The organism is Halobacillus sp. BBL2006 (assembly GCF_000786645.1).
Taxonomy (GTDB): domain Bacteria; phylum Bacillota; class Bacilli; order Bacillales; family Halobacillaceae; genus Halobacillus.
Map to the genome: position 1 here is coordinate 1 of NZ_JRNX01000092.1, position 17,719 is coordinate 17,719.

Annotated in this window: 16 protein-coding genes and 1 pseudogene; 3 read left to right on the forward strand and 14 right to left on the reverse strand. The window is 40.5% G+C overall.

The window, feature by feature from the left end:
- The 10 genes from LD39_RS03450 to LD39_RS03495 form a co-directional block, all read right to left on the reverse strand.
- Positions 1-260: glycerate kinase (locus tag LD39_RS03450; protein ID WP_035542933.1), on the reverse strand; the 260-nt coding region annotated here is incomplete at its 3' end.
- Between the two features lie 16 nt (positions 261-276).
- Positions 277-1,965 carry an alpha-amylase family glycosyl hydrolase gene (locus LD39_RS03455; RefSeq protein ID WP_035542934.1) on the reverse strand — a complete coding sequence of 563 codons (1,689 nt, stop codon included), beginning with the start codon at positions 1,963-1,965 and terminating at the stop codon, positions 277-279.
- Between the two features lie 17 nt (positions 1,966-1,982).
- A complete protein-coding gene (locus tag LD39_RS03460) occupies positions 1,983-2,804 on the reverse strand; it encodes a carbohydrate ABC transporter permease (RefSeq protein ID WP_052158711.1) in 822 nt (273 codons plus the stop codon).
- Positions 2,805-2,824: 20 nt separating this feature from the next.
- On the reverse strand, positions 2,825-3,727 hold the full coding sequence (locus LD39_RS03465; RefSeq protein ID WP_035542936.1) for a carbohydrate ABC transporter permease: 903 nt from the start codon (positions 3,725-3,727) through the stop codon (positions 2,825-2,827).
- A gap of 87 nt (positions 3,728-3,814) precedes the next feature.
- The gene (locus LD39_RS03470; RefSeq protein ID WP_035542937.1) at positions 3,815-5,146 is read right to left on the reverse strand and encodes an ABC transporter substrate-binding protein; all 1,332 of its coding nucleotides are present in this window, start codon (positions 5,144-5,146) and stop codon (positions 3,815-3,817) included.
- A gap of 67 nt (positions 5,147-5,213) precedes the next feature.
- Positions 5,214-6,218: a LacI family DNA-binding transcriptional regulator gene (locus tag LD39_RS03475; RefSeq protein ID WP_035542957.1), complete on the reverse strand. Its 1,005-nt coding sequence runs from the start codon at positions 6,216-6,218 to the stop codon at positions 5,214-5,216.
- Between the two features lie 77 nt (positions 6,219-6,295).
- Positions 6,296-7,663 (reverse strand): glycosyltransferase family 4 protein, encoded by a 1,368-nt coding sequence (locus tag LD39_RS03480; protein ID WP_035542939.1) that lies wholly within the window; start codon positions 7,661-7,663, stop codon positions 6,296-6,298.
- Positions 7,664-8,178: 515 nt separating this feature from the next.
- Entirely contained in the window at positions 8,179-9,438 is a 1,260-nt protein-coding gene (gene dnaB / locus LD39_RS03485; protein WP_035542941.1) for a replicative DNA helicase, read from the reverse strand.
- Positions 9,435-9,761, reverse strand: a complete 327-nt coding sequence (locus LD39_RS03490; protein ID WP_035542943.1) for a hypothetical protein — start codon at positions 9,759-9,761, stop codon at positions 9,435-9,437. The genes dnaB and LD39_RS03490 overlap by 4 nt, the downstream gene beginning before the upstream one ends.
- On the reverse strand, positions 9,758-10,489 hold the full coding sequence (locus tag LD39_RS03495) for a DnaD domain protein (protein ID WP_035542945.1): 732 nt from the start codon (positions 10,487-10,489) through the stop codon (positions 9,758-9,760). The genes LD39_RS03490 and LD39_RS03495 overlap by 4 nt, the downstream gene beginning before the upstream one ends.
- Positions 10,490-11,499: 1,010 nt before the next feature.
- Here LD39_RS03495 and LD39_RS03500 point away from each other — a divergent pair.
- Positions 11,500-12,579 (forward strand): N-acetylmuramoyl-L-alanine amidase, encoded by a 1,080-nt coding sequence (locus LD39_RS03500; protein WP_035542947.1) that lies wholly within the window; start codon positions 11,500-11,502, stop codon positions 12,577-12,579.
- A 571-nt stretch (positions 12,580-13,150) separates the two neighbouring features.
- Here LD39_RS03500 and LD39_RS23420 read toward each other — a convergent pair.
- Positions 13,151-13,297, reverse strand: a pseudogene (locus LD39_RS23420) (IS21 family transposase); the annotation flags it as partial.
- 359 nt (positions 13,298-13,656) lie between these two features.
- Here LD39_RS23420 and LD39_RS03510 point away from each other — a divergent pair.
- Complete coding sequence (locus tag LD39_RS03510; protein WP_035542948.1) at positions 13,657-13,899, forward strand: helix-turn-helix domain-containing protein; 243 nt, start codon at positions 13,657-13,659, stop codon at positions 13,897-13,899.
- Between the two features lie 23 nt (positions 13,900-13,922).
- Positions 13,923-14,111, forward strand: coding sequence for a hypothetical protein (locus LD39_RS03515; RefSeq protein WP_035542950.1), 189 nt, complete (start codon positions 13,923-13,925; stop codon positions 14,109-14,111).
- Positions 14,112-14,227: 116 nt separating this feature from the next.
- Here the strand turns inward: LD39_RS03515 and LD39_RS03520 are convergent, their stop codons facing one another.
- The 3 genes from LD39_RS03520 to sat all read right to left on the reverse strand — a co-directional run bounded on the left by LD39_RS03520 (position 14,228) and on the right by sat (position 17,541).
- Positions 14,228-15,181, reverse strand: a complete 954-nt coding sequence (locus LD39_RS03520) for an LCP family protein (protein WP_035542952.1) — start codon at positions 15,179-15,181, stop codon at positions 14,228-14,230.
- A 141-nt stretch (positions 15,182-15,322) separates the two neighbouring features.
- Positions 15,323-16,207 carry a UTP--glucose-1-phosphate uridylyltransferase GalU gene (gene galU, locus LD39_RS03525; protein ID WP_035542954.1) on the reverse strand — a complete coding sequence of 295 codons (885 nt, stop codon included), beginning with the start codon at positions 16,205-16,207 and terminating at the stop codon, positions 15,323-15,325.
- A gap of 185 nt (positions 16,208-16,392) precedes the next feature.
- Complete coding sequence (sat, locus tag LD39_RS03530; protein ID WP_035542955.1) at positions 16,393-17,541, reverse strand: sulfate adenylyltransferase; 1,149 nt, start codon at positions 17,539-17,541, stop codon at positions 16,393-16,395.
- Between the last annotated feature and the right edge of the window lie 178 nt (positions 17,542-17,719).

Consider the following 17,719-nt stretch of genomic DNA (forward strand, 5'->3'; position numbering starts at 1 on the left):
GCTGCCTCTTCCCCTTCATAGGGAAGGATTGCGAAACTTGTCTCTACCGGATATCCGACAGGACTTTTCACCGTAACCGGCACTTCCCGGGACACCCATTTTTCTAAAGCATCGATGGTCCCTTCGCCGCCGTCAGCCATCGGAATCCTTGTCACTTCTGTTGTGCTGCTCGCCTTTGTCACTCCTTCCGCCATGGCGGCTGCCACTTGAGAAGCTGAAAGGGAACCCTTGAATGAATCTGGAGCTATGACAACTTTCATAGAAAGGTCCTCCCTCTTAACCTTTTTTCACCCATGTAAAACCATAGCTTGGAAGGGTTACAGTCTCTTCAACAGGCGTGTTGTCCATAAGGCTATGCCCTTGAAACGGCACCGTGACCGTAACCTCTTCGCGGGATGTATTCACAGCGAAGAACACTTCCTCTCCCGTTTCTTCATGAATTCGTTTTAACGCAAAGACTCGTGAATCCATATCGAGCACTTCTTGTTCAGCATATGGAGAGAAGGCTTTTTCTTCTTGGCGGATGGCGATCATCTCTTTTAATCCGTTAAAAATACTCGCTCGTCTGTCATCATTTTTAAGCTCTTGTCGAATCGTCCCAAGCTCCAGCTTCTCTCTATTAATTCGACGAGGAATGCCAGACGTCCGCAATCCTTCGAGATCATTCTTCGAACCTAGCAAAGAATGATAATAGATGGCTGGTACCCCAATCACTGACAGCAACACGGAGTGAGCAGCAAGCATTTTATCTACTTCGTCCTGTTCACTTACATCTTCGTCTTTGTTTTTCAGAGCCTCTGAGTAGTTGATATTGAGTTCGTAAACACTCTTGCTGCCATCTGGATTACTTTTATAGGAAACTTCCCCGCCATTGGTTTTCACCTGATTGACGAGCTCTTGCCTTTCTTCATTCGTCAAAATGCCTTCCGTCGGACGCATCCCAATGCCGTCATGACTGGCAAGAAAATTGAAATAGGTCGCTGAATCAGATACTTTCCCAATCGACTTCGCCCATTCTGTTAGTTTTCTTGCATCGTGCTTCATAAAGCTATACAACACGAGCGGCGGTAATGTGAATTGATAGACCATATTCGCTTCGTTTGTTGTATCTCCAAAATAACTAATGTTTTCTTTGTGAGGAACGTTCGTTTCTGTAATGATTTGTGTGTTTGGCTGGAATGCGTTAATTACCGTGTTCCACAACTGAATGATGGCATGGGCTTCGGGAAGATGAATACAGGTTGTCCCCGATTCCTTCCATATAAAGCCGATCGCATCGAGGCGGATACTGGTTCCTCCCTGGTGCGCATAAGACAAAAGAATATCTGTCATTTCTAATAAAACAGGAATGTGTTTGAAGTTAACATCCACCTGGTCTTTACTAAATGTCGTCCAGGCCGTCTTCACACCACCTTCAGCTTCATATTCATGAAAAAGCGGAGAGGTGCGTGGACGAACAACGTTACTCGTATCAAAATGCTCTTCTTCAGGAATGAAAAATTGTTTGTATTTCGGATCCTCCTGTAAATACTTTTGGAACCAGTCACTCGATTGAGACATATGATTGGCTACAAAATCAAACATCATTCGGTAGTCATTGGAAAAAGAACGGATATCGCTCCAGTCCCCTAAGTCTGGATGAATCTGTCGATAATCGGTCACTGAAAAACCATCATCCGACGTATAAGGAAACATAGGAAGCAAGTGAACATCTGTGATGCTCTCTCCGACTTCCTCGTTTAAAAATTGATGAAGGGTAGAAAGAGATGGCTTTCCTTTTTCATAAATACTGTCTCCGTAAGTGATTAAGTAAACATTTTTTTCTGTTGGGGCGGAGGGGGTTTGCCACTCTTTAGACGACCACTTGTCGAGAAGTGATTCGAATTGGTGAAGATCCCCTTTCCGGACTTCTCCATAAATATCGCGCAAATGCTTTTCTATTTTTTCAATTAATTGTTGTCTCATCCAATGGCCTCCCCATTTTATCCTTTTACAGCTCCGTCCATGATTCCTTTAATGAAGAACCGTTGCAAGACAATAAACAATACAACGACAGGAACAATCGTCAGGAGATTCGCTGCTAGCACTTGTGACCACGGAATCGCCACGGATTCACTGGAAAGCATAGCCAGTTTCAAAGGCAGCGTGAATTTCTCTTCTGATTGCAACAAGACTAAAGGCATCGTGAATGAATTCCAGTTATTTACGAATTCGATAATGACAATAGTCGTAATCGCAGGCTTGATCACAGGCAATACAACTTGGAAGAAAATACGGAACTCCCCACAGCCATCAATCCTCGCTGCTTCTAACAATTCATCAGGAACATCATCAATATATTGTTTCATGAAGAAGACCCCGAAGACTGTCACACCGAATGGAATAATTAAACTGATTAAGGAGTCGTACATCCCTAACTTGATGATGATGAAGTATAACGGAAGCAACAAAGCCGGTGGTGGCACCGTCATCGTTCCGACCAAAATCATAAACAGGACATTCTTCCCGAAGATATGTTTTTTAGATAGAGCATATCCTGCCATCGTTGCAAAAATGGTAATCAATATCGTTGCCGATACGGTTACAAAAATCGAGTTTGCGAACGTTTGTGTAAAATCGAGCCGCTCCCATATTTGAGGAAAGTTCTCCCAATGGAACTCATTCGGCCAGAAGGTCGGAGGGAATTGAGTGATTTCCTTATCCGTTTTTACACTTGAAACGAAAAGCCAATAAATCGGCATTAAAAAAATGATCGTTAAACTCCACATGAATACTTGCAATAAAATCGGATGTTTCGCTTTCATCGTTACACTCCTCCTCGCCTTTATCCGAGTTTCTTATCAACGGCGCGTTTTTGCACAATCGTGATCACAATGATGATCAAGAACAAAATGTAGGACATGGCAGATGCCGTTCCTATACGGAAGAACTGGAAGGCTTCGTTATAAATCAGGAAAGGTACTGTAGTCGTCGAATCTCCAGGCCCTCCACCTGTCATGACATAGATTTCCTGGAACACTTTCAACGTATCAATCATAAGCAGAACAGATACGACTAGCGTAATACGTCCAAGCAATGGCCAGGTGATATACCAAAACTTTTTGATAGGGCTGGCACCGTCAATTTCAGCTGATTCATAAAGACTGTGAGGAATATTTTGCAGACCCGCTAAGTAAATCAACATGAAATACCCGATTTTTTTCCAAGCACTCATGATGGCAATGACCGGCATCGCTAATAGTGAATTAGAGAACCAATTAGGTCCATCGATTCCAAACTTATATAATAACGCATTGACGAGTCCTTGATCACTATTGAAAATGAACAGGAAAATCAAACTAGCACTTACAATCGATATGATATAAGGAATGAATAATACCGTTCTGAAAAAGTTGACGCCTTTCAGTTGGCGGTTGACGAAAATCGCCAGCAGCGCTGAACTGACAAGTGTAATCGGAATATAAACAAGCCCAAAATATCCCGTGTTGAATAAAGATTTAATGAATAGATCATTTTTAAATACTTCTATATACTGAGAGATTCCTACGAATTCACCAGGAATCGTGAAAAGTCCCGTTTGTCTCATTTCCATAGGATTAATGACTTTGAAACTTGCAATAAATGCCCAAACAATCGGATACATGATGAATAAGGATAGGATGAGAAGGGCTGGTGCCAAAAAAGCATAGCCAGTCCAATCTATTTTCCTCAAGTCGAATCGCTTCATCGTACCAGCTCACTTCCTTTTCATGACATACTTTTAAAAAGCAAGGAGCCAGAATAGTACCCTAGCTCCTTCACTCCTTTTGAACCGTTAGTTAGAGTTCAAAATTTGATTTCCTTTTTCTTCTACCGTTTGCAACGCTTCTTCGACTGATTTTTCTCCGGTCACCATTTGGTTAAGCTGAGACTGGTAGACTTCTTGTTCTACTCGTGCCCAGGCTTCTACCGGAGAAGAAATACTCGGATACTTCAGACCTTCAATAAAGACCAGGAATTCAGGGTGCTCTTGGAAATACTCAGAATCAGCTAAATCTTTACGCATTGGAACACGGAATGGATAGTACTTTCCGTCTTCACCTTTTTCACCAAGCATGACCATTTCTTGCGCTTTTTTAGAACCTAAGAATTCAATAAGCTTTTTGGAAGCTTCTGCTTTGTCACCGCTTACATTATCAGGAATAGACAACATATAAGGTCCTAAATCCGCCGCACGTCCTTCTGGTCCAGCCGGCACCGGTGCTGCAGCCACTTCAAACGGGTTTCCGTTTTTCCAAATATCTGTTATGCCCCATGGACCCTGGAATTCCATTGCGACAACTTCATTACGGAAATCAGCCATCACGCCGCCACCATCTTTGTTTCCGGTATCTGGAGGTGCCACTTCATTTACTAGCTTCTTATAAAACTTCAATGCTTCTTTACCTTCAGGGGAATTCAATGCAACTTCGTATCCATCCCCCGTTTTATTGACGATGTCACCGCCAGCTTGATTGACGAACATGTTGGTCAACCATGCAATATCCGGGTGCTGTTTACCGACAAGTCCTAGACCATATTGATCGACCTTTCCGTCACCATCGGTATCTTTAGTCAATTTCTTCGCTGTCGCATAAAGTTCATCCCAGTTTTCAGGAGGACCGTCGATTCCTGCTTCTTCAAACATCGTTTTGTTATAAACGAGTTGAATCGTGTGTCCCAACCAAGGGAATCCATATAATTTATCATCCACCGTTCCTAAATTAACGAGCTCATCATAAAAATTTTCTGCGTCATCAGAGAAATCTTCTGTCAAATCCATGAATGCTCCCTCTGTAGCGAGGTTACGTACTTGACGATAAGGGACTTGCAGCACTTCTGGTGCCTGCCCACTAAGGACTTGAGTCAATAGTTTCTGGTTATTTTGAGTCGTAGACACGAGCTCTACATTAATCTTCTCATTTTCCTTTTCAAACTCATCTACAATCGTTTGAATCGCTTTACCGCGCCCAGAGTCTGTACCCCAAACGATTTGCATTTTTATATCCGTCTCACCATTAGAACCACCAGAATCTTCACTTCCAGTGGCCTTTTCTCCAGATGAGCAACCAGCCATAACCGCTAACAATCCTAGTAACAACACCAAAAACCATTTGGCATTCTTCACATTAATATCCCCCTTGTTATTTATTGCCATCGTTGGCAATTTAGTATAAAAAGAATGCCCTGCACCTTTACAGGGATTCTCGTTCAACAACTTCAGGCGTAATAAAAATACGCTTGGCCACAGTCTTTTTATCCTTGATTTGATCCATAAGAATATCAAAAGCTTGTTCAATGAAGTCCGGAATCGATTGGTCAATGGTCGTCAGGGGAGGATAGATATACTCACTCATCCTCACATTATCAATACTCATCACACCAAAATTTTTCCCAATTGTATAACCAAGTTCATTCAAGGCTCGATACACCCCAAGGGCTCGTTCATCACCTGAAACAAACAAACCGTCTAATTCTTTGTTCTTCACAATTTCTTTTGTGAGATGATAAGCTGTTTCCATACTGGATACATCAAAGTGGGTAGCATTTTCTTCTAAGCCTTTTTCTTCACAAAATTGATTGAATCCCTCTAATCGATCCTGGTTAACATTGAAGGCTGAATCACCAAGCAGGAAGTCGAATTTGCGATAGCCTTTGTCATACATATGCTTGGCCCCTAAGTACCCCGCATATTTGTTGTCCAGGTCGACAAAAGGTGTATCGTAATTCGCACTATCTTTCCCTACGATGACAAATGGAACGTTATGCTTCTTCAAATAATCAATCCGTTGATCCCCTGGCTTCGTATCAAACATGACCGCGCCATCACATAAGCTGTGCTTGACGAGATAAAAGCCATCGTTTTCATCTTCCTCAAAACTATCGGCAGATGAAGATGAAATAACCATTCTCATGGACTGATCTTTAGCTAGTTTATGCAGCTCCTGGAGTACCTCATTGTGAAAAGCTCCCCAATATAAACCTTGATGTCGATCGACAAAAGCTACAATCTGGTTGGTTTTCTTATCTTTTAAAGACCTCGCTATTGCGTTCGCTTGAAAACCCATTTCATCAATGGCTTTTTGAACCTTTTCTCGCGTTTCTTTTTTAACATTAGGATCCTTGTTCACCACTCTTGAGACAGTTCGGACAGAGGTGTTGCATTGTTTTGCTACATCTTTGATTGTAACTTTTTTCATCGTAAGAACATCCTTTTTGCCAACGTTGGCATAAATCTCAACTTCTATGTTAGCGTTTTCATATAAATCTGTCAAGGTTATTTTCTGAAAATTTTAGCCTCTTGTTCTTTCTCAAGGACATTCTCTAAATATCTTTTTAAGGCTTCGTAAGAATACTTTTCTTTGCCTATACGGAAATTTGTTTCCACCACATCCTCATAAACCTCAGGGGTAGTTAAAATTCCAACAGCATCTTCTACCGCTTTATCCATTACTTCCTCGTTTACTTCCACCAGGCCAAGAGTAGATAGGTCGTATTCAGAACCGAGAGACGGATATTTAATTCCGCTTTGTTTAATATCTCTTTCAAACACCGGATATTCATAAACGAGCAGAGGCTTCTTAGCAAACATCCCTTCAAGAAGCTGGTTTCCCCATCCTTCCAAAATACTTGGATAAGTAATGAAATCACAAGCGGCATAAGCATCCCACAAGGAATAAACCTTATTCCCATTGTCTTTTTGCCATCTTGAATGATCAACCGAATGATTGATCCATCTTAGATCTACTCCTAATTCTTCTGCTTTTTGGTTTAATGCTTTTATATAGTCGGGCTCCGCTTCTTCTAAACCCGCAAGCACATAGACGACTTCAGTAGAATCCTTGATTGGCTGACCATTGTATAACGTCATCCCCTTACTTAAAGAAGACTGCAGCTTAGCAATAAAATCAATCCCCAGCTCAATCGCTTTTCTCTCCGTAATTCTCGTCGCTTGAAGGATGAAAATATCGTCCTCTTTTATATCGAAGGCTTGCCTGAAATCAGCGTTATAATCGTCTATATTCCAAGGCTCTCTTTCAAAATCAAACACATTCGGTACAACCTTAGCGTCCACACCGTATCGCTTTTTCAGTTCATCCTTCGCCAAGCTATTGATCACCACATGACTGATAAAAGGTGAAACGGGCGGGAAATATCGCTCCAGCCACTCTGAAACAAAAGACGCCGTCGGATTTTGATACTTTTCTCTCTCCCAGTGAAAATCATGATGGTGGCAGATCGTTTTTACCTTTGTCCGATCGACCGCATGTGTGAAAGCGACACCTGCAGGCAGGTTCCACCCGAGCGATAAAATGTTATTCGGAATTAATAGATCGATATTCTCTTCTTCAATGAATTGTACAAGCTTCTCTTCGATTGTACTCGCAAATTGAAGCATGTCTGTCTTTAAAGCATCTGCACTCTCGTAATCACGTAAATTCTTATAAGCATTTTCTACAAACTTTAAATTAGCTGGGTGTCTATAATGGAGCTCATCAATGACATAAGCATTGGATTGCCCTTCACTTCCCGCTAACATGACAACTTCATGTCCCATGCCTTCATAGGTCGCCTTCCATTTTTCCATCTCCAATGAAACGCCATCCGTTTCTCCTACTCTGAAATGCGCTAATGCAATCTTCATTTCTTTCACCTCTAAGTTTTTATGCCATCGTTGGCAAAAATGGTTAAAAAATAAATTCAGACGTTCTTTCTAGCCTGAACTAAAGCGTTGATGATTATTTTACATCAATAAGAAATCGTTTTCAATAATTAATTCCATTCTGTGCGTCGTTCCAGATAGAGTTTCCCCTAACCTTATCTGATTGATGACTGGTCAACAGTTAGCACAAAATATGGTGTCTGACCCACGAGGGATGTGATCTCAGAATTGCGTAGAGTATATCCATAACCTTTCCTCCTGATTCGTGATCTGGACCAAGCAGACATCCAGAGCTAAACGCGATCTACCCCCACCACCATCCAAAGTTTGATGTGGATGAAGCGAAGATCCAAACCATTGGAAAAGTCTTGTGCTCTCGCTATTGAATCATCAAGTGATTTGAGTAGATCCTGCAGCCCCATCATGATCATGAATAATAAACAAGACCACGCTTCCCTCGAAAGGGAGCGTGGTCTTTTCAAAACTTCTAGAATTCGTTATACATTCACAAACTTCCCATACTCCTTCAAAAACGCAAGCTTCACACTCCCCACCGGACCATTCCGCTGCTTGCTGATGATCAACTCCACTTCATTGTTCTCCCCATCACCCCGCCTGTAATACTCTTCCCTGTAAAGTAACCCAATCACATCAGCATCCTGTTCAATGTTTCCGGATTCCCTTAAATCCGCCATCATCGGCCGCTTATCTTTGCGCTGTTCGACGCCGCGTGAAAGCTGGGAAAGCAGGATGATGGGGACATCCAGTTCACGGGCTAACAGCTTTAATTCCCGTGTCATCGCGCCGACTTCAAGATCGCGACGTTCATAGCGTCCGACCGGGACTAGCAGCTGCAAGTAATCAATCACGATCAGCGGCTTCGGTTCTTTGTCTTTTCGGATCGATTGACGGACTTGCGCGCGAATGTCTGCGACGGTTCGTGCCTGTTCGTAAACGTGCAGGTTCCATTCCGACACTTCTCCGATTGCGGTGAAGCAATTCTCGTAATCGATCCTGGAAAAATTCAACGTCCGCCACTTTTGGCCATCGACCTCAGCTTCACAGGAAAGGATCCTTTTAAATATAGATTTTCGTCCCATCTCTAAGCTGAAAATATGAGCACTCCCGCCCCGTTTACAATGTTGGGCAGCCAGGTTTAAGGCAAAAGCTGTTTTTCCCATCGAGGGACGGCCGGCAATAATCATTAAATCTCCCTGCTGGGTGCCTCCCGTCATTTGATCGACTTCTTGATAACCGGTGGCAAACCCGGTCATGCCATCTGTTGGAGGCGCCTGCATCTCACGGGTGATTTCAAGTAGTGTCTCGTTCGTGGTCGGTTCTTCTCTGACGTTCCCCACACTGCGAAAGTCTTCCAGCTGTTTCATCAATTGATCAAGAGACTCTCCATTGGGGTTCTGAGCATATAGGCTTGCTTCTTCTTTGGTTTTACGGTTGCGGTAAGACTGAAGAACAAGATGCTGGTGATGCATGAGGGTTTCTGTCGTGGGGATAGAATTGGCGAGATCGGTTAAGTAGCTGACACCTCCAACAGCCCGAATGTTATGATTCAGTTCCGTTGTCACGCTTACGATGTTAACAGGATCTCCCGCTCTCTCAATTTTTTGGATGGCCTGATATATCATCTGATGACGGTGATTGCAAAAATGTTCACTCCGTAAGGTCACGTCTTTTACGAGTTCTCCTTTTAATAGCAACGTACCTATCACGGACTGTTCGGCTTCCTGGTTATAAATCATTCGCTTTTCCTCCTGACCATCTCTGCAAACTTCTGTGCAAAAAGACGCTTCGTTTCTTCTGGTACTAGAGCTGCTTCCTCTTCCCATACTTTCATCTTTTCCAAGTACTCATTTTTCTTAGGCGGCAACACAGCAATGTCCGCAAGTGTTGGTGGAAAAGGGGACTGAGAAGCATAATAAAACAGCTTGTCCATGACAGCATCGTATTCCATTCGTTCAAGCTGAGGAACATAGACCGCTAGTTTTCGCTTAGTAATCGTGAATTTACCGTCAAACAGCTCTTCGATCGTTTCCAGTACATCAATCGCTTCATCATACTTCATTGGTTCCGCTCCCTTCGATACTCATCAACCATTCGCTTCAGCTTCAAGGCCCGATCATCTTTGTGGTTCTTCTTGCCAGGCTGCTTCCGCTCCACTCTCTCTACATCCGCCAATGTTCGCACCTTTTGATTCTCCCAGCGCTTTAAAATCCCTTCACAATAGCTGAAAAACAGCTTATTGTGCTGAACCGCTATTCGCATCGCCTCGATGACAAGCTCGTCAGACAAACATTCACACCAATCGGTCAGCTTCTCTGCAATAAACGGTGTAAGCATGCCGATGTTCTTTTCGTAAAAAGCATGGGGATTCGTCCCCCCTCCTCCACTTTCTTCTCTTTTCGTTTCTTTTCTTTTATATAAGTCCGTCACACTATCCTCCGTTGTATCCTTCACCTCTTCCGTCTTGCTTGCCTTCACGGGATCCACCACTTGTTCCATCTCGCTCGTTTTCACTTGAGAAATCATCTGGTACGTTGGTGTTTGATGACGGTTGCCTGATTGAAAAAGGATGTAACCTTTTTCCGCCAGTTCTTTACGCGCACGAAGAAACGAGCTCTCACTTAAGCTCGACTTCACCAAAATCGCTGCCGTTGGAACCGTGAACTCTTTCTTCCACCCGGTCTTATTGTTGAACTGCATCAATACATACCATAGCAATGACGCCGAAGCTGAAAGAGTATTCAGCTCTACCTCATCATGAAACGCGTTGATTTCCTTTAAATAATTCATCCAACATTCCCTCCTTCAAGATCCTAGACTCTTAAATTACTCTCTCGAAATCTATAATCGAAACGAAGGAAGTTTTGGTGTCGTCTTTTTTCAAGTTTTTTTAAAAAAAGGAAGAAATGATCCTTGCCCCTCTTCTGAAGAATGAAAAGCAGTATGTATCGAAAAACATGCTAAAAAGTGGTGATTTACCATATTCCTTACATGAAAGACCTCGTACTTCATCTGAAGAAACGGCCTGAACAATTAACCGGCTATTACGAGGTAAGATACGATAGCGAAGCAGTCATCGTGATCACAGATACCCTATAGCACAAACATTTGAAGCAAGCATTTAAGGAACAAAAAATTAAAAGAGCCAGTATCGTTCTTACATTACGATACTGGCTCTCTTTTTATCATCAGCACTTTTCATACTCTTTCCCATTGTGATGGCAGACAGCGAAAACAAAATAAATCGCAAGAAAAGGCTTAAATAACAATGAAAATCCAGCCCTCTTATTGATTACTTATATTTCAAGACCTCAGATTCTGCCAAATTTTAGAATGACCATCAAACCCTTACGGTAATATCTATTCGCCTATTAATCAGTTAATAATTGGTAATATTGGTCCTGACGGTGAAATTAGAACCGGTGTCTTAATCCTATTTACACTAATAGGTTACTATCATAAAATAAGTTGTACGATGTCGAATAATGGATGTTATTCATCTTAATTACAATTAAATAACCTAATATAAGGAAAGACAATTGAGATAAGTTCTACAATATACAGAAATTCTTCTAAGACTCTGGTTATGCCCCCAGAGCCCTCCTGAGTGCTTCACTATGAAAAATGATAGATCGTCCTCAAATTCACTTCTATATGAGAATCTCTTCTACATATTGAGGAAGGATCTATATAAGCACACTACTTTCCAAAGCAATCGTTTTAAAACAAAGCAGCCAAATAAATAACGGTTTAACCACCGATTCTATATATCTTATAAAAATTCTAGTAAGGAGGTCTTTATGTTTTTTCAGATTATTCCATTCGGAAACCCTCGATTTATTCAATTATCTGTTCCAATCATAATCATATTCATTTTTCTATCTACATCAAATATTGCGTTTGCCCACGAGAAAGAAAGCTATCGTGTAAATGTAAACTCCTTAAATGTTCGAAGTGAGCCAAATCTTCAATCATCCATCATCGGATCACTTTCGGAACAAACAATCGTTAACGTAGATGAAATGAAAAACGGATGGGCTAATGTTCAATATTCAGATGGGAATGGCTGGGTAGCATCTCAATATCTCTACCAAACCAATAATTATCATTCTTCTTCAAAAGAAGTTGTTGTGAAGGTAGAAAGTGCTTACATACGTTCCGGTCCAAGTATAAACGACCAAATAATTGGTGGTAGCTTTTTCGGTGACTCCTTACAGATTATTGAAGAAGAAAGCAAGTGGTTAAAAGTTCGACTAAATTCTGGGGAAGTTGGATGGATTGCTAATTGGTTAGTAACAAAAGGATCTACTACTGTATCTAAGACTACTTCTTCTGAGCTTCCATTAATAGGGGTTAACGTTGTTTTGGATGCTGGCCATGGAGGTTATGACCCTGGTGCTATTGGTATGAATGGTCTATTAGAAAAACATTCAACCCTCCACACTATCGACCGTATCGCTCAGAGGCTCCGTCAGGCTGGGGCTACTGTGATCCTGACACGTGAAACAGATCAATACCTTTCGTTACAGGACCGTGTCCAGATCACTCGCTCTTACTACACTGATGCCTTTATTAGTGTTCATTACAATTCTGCTAGTACTCCTTATGCAAAAGGCATTAGTACATATTACTACCATGACTCCGGTAAGGCTCTCGCTACTAGTATTCACCACCAGCTATCCCAAAAGGTTTCCCTGCAAAATGATGGTGTCCAATTTGGGAACTTTCACGTACTAAGGGATAATATAAAGAATTCTGTACTACTAGAATTAGGTTTCCTTTCCACATCTTCAGACCTTGCTGTAATACAAAGCGAAGGGTATGCAAATAAAGTAGCTAAAGCTATTTCAGCAGGTTTAATCAGTCAGTATTCTAATTGAAAGAGAAATTAAAATCTACGGCTATGTTATTTCATTACATCTATTTATTCAGCAGCATATTTACTATCTACTTCCGAACTAAAGCAGATAGTAGAGTTCGCATTAGGTAGGTTATTCATCATGAAGATCCAGAAAAGCTGACCATTTTGAATGCCCCCCTGTCAAGTAGAGAATGGAAATAATAAAAAATTCACTGATATCATCGAAGATTTGCTGGCTAAATGCCAGCTTTTTCTTTTCCCTCAAACCGTAAGAATCTCCATCGAAATTGAAGGTAGTTGAATGTTGAATCAACCAATTCAGTATTGCCTTGCTAATACTTCAACTTCAAAGATCTTTCTCATTCAACATATGACTTGTTAGATGTAATATTCATAACTCCATGCTCATATCTTCTCAATATTGAGTGTATGCGCACTTAGCTAGTCAAAGACAAAATAGCCGATTTCATTCATTATAAGTAATTCTGGGCGACTATATCGTTTGATAATTCGTTGGATTAGCCCTTGCTTTTCTGCCTTCTGAAATTAAGTAGCCTTAAAGGCTACAGTTTACTTGGCCTCTTCTAGTGCCTTTTTTTCTTTGGCAATTCATCAGAATTTATGTACTTACGAATGGTTTTAGGATCAAATCTGGTTTCTTCAAAAATAGCGGAGATTGTCCACCCTTTTTGATGTAACTCTCGAATCATAAAAAAATTCCCAATCCTGACTTTCATCTCTACACTCCAAATCACTATGTAATATAGACGTGATTCCGTTATTATTAGGGAATTTGAACTCGTTGCTATATGGGATTTTAGCACCGTTGATTACAGACGGTTACACCCCTGCTCATTCGCCCTTTTGAATCGCCTAATACATCAACTAGCGATACTGAAACTCCTACTAGTTCTCCACAGTTTATGATCACCTGTGTCTTTAATTGGTATATCACCCCTATAGAATAGATTTTTCGAATAACAAATCTCTTTAGCAAGCATTCATCTAACAAAAATCCTGTTTAAAATCCCATTAATTGTAAAAATGTGCTTATCAGTCCGTGGTCGATCCGGCTCACTCATTAGAAAATTTCTACATGACTAGTTATTTTGATGACCAAGTACGTAAAACTATCGGAAGACAAATCAGGAATCTACGCATCGAACTTGGACTATCACAGGAAGAGCTCGCCTTTCGCGTAGGAATTGATCGAACTTATATCGGAAGGATAGAGAGAGGAATTGCCAATCCTAAAGCTTCACTTATTTACCGAATGGCTTATGAATTAAAAGTCGAACCTGCTGAAATCTATGTACCTATCGATGAAAAACCAGATTAACTTCAAGCGAAAGGAAGATCGTTATGCTCCGAAAAGAATGGTATTCCTTCAAACTGGACAATGAACCGTTATGGTTTGAAATTATGAAAGCCGATCAGTATATCGTTATGACGGATATTAACGGGTGGAGTCTAAAAGTAGAAGCAATAGAGAAAGGAGAAGCCATTCAAAGTATGATTGAACTGATCAATCAGGAACATCCAACAGGCTAGCGATAAGTCATCCCCTTGATCATTTATAGTATATGATCATACATACATATATTATAAAAATTTATTACTAATTCTCCTAAACAGAAAAGGCTGACTCCATGGAGTCAGCCTTTTGCTTAAGAACTGTATTCTTTTATCTTATTATGAACCTCTTGAATCTCTTGATCAGAAACTTGTAAATAGTAAATGCCATCAATCTTCGTGCCGGTTCCTGTCATTTGATAGGTGACCATGTTTTGCTGCGCACTACGATAATTTAACATCAAATCTTTCATTGTACTGAAATCCATGTTGGTTGTTACATTACTCCCTAATACATCCAACATATCACCGATCTTATTCACAGAGCCTATACTAGCCCCTTTATCTACAACAGCTTTAATCACTTGTCTCTGGCGTTCATTCCGCCCAAAGTCACCGTTAGGGTCCTTATACCTCATACGTACATATCCCATCGTCTCTGGACCATTCAAGTGAAGCTCGCCTTTTTTATAGTGATATCCCTTTTCGTAGTAACCCCTATCGTACCAATCCAAATCATTATTAACAGTGATACCCCCAACAGCATCCACCATCTCAGATAAGCCTTCCATGTTCATTCGCACGTAATAATCCAACTCGACATCAAGTAGGTTTTCTACGGTATTAATAGACATATCTGTTCCACCGAATGCATAGGCGTGATTAATCTTATCTAGCTTACCAGCCTGTGGAGCATTACCGATCAATTCTGTTCTGGTATCTCTTGGAATACTTATTAATTGGCTGCGGTTATTTTCAGGGTCCAGTGAAAGGACCATTAATGCATCTGAGCGGCCTCGATCCCCATTTCTTTCGTCTACCCCAAGAAGAAGAATATTTAATGGCTTCTGTTCTTTTAATTTCTTTTCAGTTACTTCATGATCTATAGATGCTACTTGCTCATGCATCTTTCCATCTACCGTGCTCTTTGCCCCGCTATATACCGTGTACATATAAACTCCACCTGCTATGACAACTAAGGCCATAAACAACAGCGGAATCTTCCACCATTTCCCTGACTTTTTCTTATGTTTCTCTGAACGACTCATTTGTATTTTCACTCCAAATTCATAACAGAATTCTACATTATTCTATTATAGCTAGAAAATTTTGAAACTACAATACTATGTTCTTACACAAAAATGAATAAGAGCAAAGCTAAAAAATAAGCTTTGCTTTGCTCTAGAAGATTATGAATTCACTTTTTCTTCTGATTTCACTAAATCTTTCATGATAGCCATGACATCCTCTTGAAGATCCGGACGTTCCAGCGCCATTTCTATCGTCGTTCTAATAAACCCTAGTTTCTCTCCTACGTCATAGCGGGCTCCATCAAAATCATAAGCGAAGACTCGCTGGATGTCGTTTAAGCGTTGAATTGCGTCTGTCAGTTGAACTTCTCCACCTGCTCCTTTTTCCTGCTTGTCCAGAAACATCATGATTTCTGGAGTCAGTACGTATCGTCCCATAATTGCTAGATTAGAAGGTTCTTTTCCTTTAGGGGGTTTTTCAACAAACGTCTTTACACCGTACAAGCGACCGTTCTGACTTTCCGGATCAATGATTCCATAACGATGCGCTTGATTATCCGGAACTTGCTGAACACCGATTACAGAAGAACGTGTTTCTTCGTACTGATTCAATAACTGCTTCAGCCCTGGTTCTTCGGATTGAATAATGTCATCACCTAACAATACAGCAAATGGCTCGTTCCCGATAAATTTACGTGCACACCATACAGCATGCCCAAGACCTTTAGGTTCTTTTTGTCTTATGTAATGTATATCAACGTTCGATGTTTCATTGACTTGATCCAACATTTCAAACTTCTCTTTAGTCATTAGATTATCTTCTAGTTCGAAATTCTTATCAAAGTGATCTTCAATCGCGCGCTTTCCTTTGCCTGTCACAATAATGATGTCTTCAATCCCTGATTCGATTGCTTCTTCTACTATGTATTGAATTGTAGGTTTATCAACAATTGGCAACATTTCTTTAGGCATTGCTTTAGTTGCCGGTAAAAACCTTGTACCTAATCCGGCTGCTGGTATAATTGCTTTTTTCACTTTTGCCATTTAATTATCCCATCCTTGTATTTTAGTTTTAAACTTACCTCACATAAATTGGATTATAACAATAATTTTCAGAGTATTAAAGATATTTGTTATCAATTTATTGTATTTTTAACATATTTTTGATGTTATCTAAAAGAATAGATTCATCTAGATAAACTAGATGAATCTATTCTTTTAATTTATATTTATTTCTTTAAACCTTTAATTAATACATCCGCTACTTCAGGACGAGAGAACTCTTTTGGAGGACGCTCACCGTTACGTAGAAGTTCACGAACTTTTGTACCACTTAAGTGAATATGATGTTCTTTATCGTGCGGGCAAGTCTTAGCTGAAGCCATGTTCTCACAAACTTCACAGTAGAAAGCGTGTTCGAACTTGAAGATGCCAATACCCAGCTCATCTTCTACGGTTTCAATTAGATCTTGTGCGTCATACGTTCCATAATAATCACCGACACCGGCATGATCACGACCCACAATGAAGTGTGTACAGCCATAGTTCTTACGCACGGTTGCGTGCAAGATCGCTTCACGAGGGCCTGCATAACGCATAGCAGCTGGATAAATAACCAGTCTCACGCGATCTTCAGGATAATAGTTCTTTAAAATAGTTTGATAGCTTTCCATGCGTACATCTGCAGGAATATCATCGGATTTAGTCTCACCAACTAATGGATTTAATAAAAGTCCATCAACAGCTTCAAGCGCTGTTTTCTGAATATGTTCATGTGCACGGTGTACAGGGTTACGTGTTTGGAAACCGACCACTGTTTTCCACCCTAGATCAGCAAATAGCTTGCGAGTTTCAGATGGATCAAGGTAGAAGTCTTCAAATTTTCCATGGTCGGGACGATTCAATAATGTGATAGGGCCGCCAAGATAGACATTTCCTTTTTCGTACACCTTTTTCACACCAGGGTGTGCATCTTCTGTTGTTCCATAAACTTTTTCTGCCTCTTTGTTTTCATCATAAGAATATTTTTCTTGAATAAGTAAGGTACCATATGTAATACCATCTTTACCTACAAGAGCTACTTCTTCTCCAATTTCATACTGATCTGCTTGATTCTCAGTCACAGGAAGTGTGATCGGAATACTCCACACTGTACCGTCTTGTAAACGCATTTCTTCTACTACTCTCTTATAATCTGCTTCACACATAAACCCTTGAAGAGGACTGAATCCACCAATACCGATTAGTTCAAGGTCAGATATAGACCATTTAGATATTTCAACAGTTTTGAGAGAACTTGCTTGATTTAATGCATTCTCTCTTTCTGTTCCTGTTAATTCACGATTTACTAATGTTCCACCATGTACTTCAACTGTCATTTTAAAACCTCCAGATTATTTCAATGTCTATTTAATAGCTTACACCCTTTATAGAATTCATGTAACCTATAAAACGCTTATTTACTATATCTTTACCTAATAATTTGTTAAAGATGATTAAGGACGGTAAGCAAGGAACCAAGGGTTTCTTAATACTTCTTTATTATAAGTTAATGGA

Excerpts from the sequence above, each read along its gene's own strand:
- LD39_RS03455 (WP_035542934.1), bottom strand. The coding sequence starts at position 1,965 with ATGAGACAACAATTAATTGAAAAAATAGAAAAGCATTTGCGCGATATT.
- LD39_RS03460 (WP_052158711.1), bottom strand. The coding sequence starts at position 2,804 with ATGAAAGCGAAACATCCGATTTTATTGCAAGTATTCATGTGGAGTTTA.
- LD39_RS03465 (WP_035542936.1), bottom strand. The coding sequence starts at position 3,727 with ATGAAGCGATTCGACTTGAGGAAAATAGATTGGACTGGCTATGCTTTT.
- LD39_RS03475 (WP_035542957.1), bottom strand. The coding sequence starts at position 6,218 with ATGAAAAAAGTTACAATCAAAGATGTAGCAAAACAATGCAACACCTCT.
- LD39_RS03480 (WP_035542939.1), bottom strand. The coding sequence starts at position 7,663 with ATGAAGATTGCATTAGCGCATTTCAGAGTAGGAGAAACGGATGGCGTT.
- dnaB (WP_035542941.1), bottom strand. The coding sequence starts at position 9,438 with ATGATTTATAACCAGGAAGCCGAACAGTCCGTGATAGGTACGTTGCTA.
- LD39_RS03490 (WP_035542943.1), bottom strand. The coding sequence starts at position 9,761 with ATGAAGTATGATGAAGCGATTGATGTACTGGAAACGATCGAAGAGCTG.
- LD39_RS03495 (WP_035542945.1), bottom strand. The coding sequence starts at position 10,489 with ATGAATTATTTAAAGGAAATCAACGCGTTTCATGATGAGGTAGAGCTG.
- LD39_RS03500 (WP_035542947.1), top strand. The coding sequence starts at position 11,500 with ATGTTTTTTCAGATTATTCCATTCGGAAACCCTCGATTTATTCAATTA.
- LD39_RS03510 (WP_035542948.1), top strand. The coding sequence starts at position 13,657 with ATGACTAGTTATTTTGATGACCAAGTACGTAAAACTATCGGAAGACAA.
- LD39_RS03515 (WP_035542950.1), top strand. The coding sequence starts at position 13,923 with ATGCTCCGAAAAGAATGGTATTCCTTCAAACTGGACAATGAACCGTTA.
- LD39_RS03520 (WP_035542952.1), bottom strand. The coding sequence starts at position 15,181 with ATGAGTCGTTCAGAGAAACATAAGAAAAAGTCAGGGAAATGGTGGAAG.
- galU (WP_035542954.1), bottom strand. The coding sequence starts at position 16,207 with ATGGCAAAAGTGAAAAAAGCAATTATACCAGCAGCCGGATTAGGTACA.
- sat (WP_035542955.1), bottom strand. The coding sequence starts at position 17,541 with ATGACAGTTGAAGTACATGGTGGAACATTAGTAAATCGTGAATTAACA.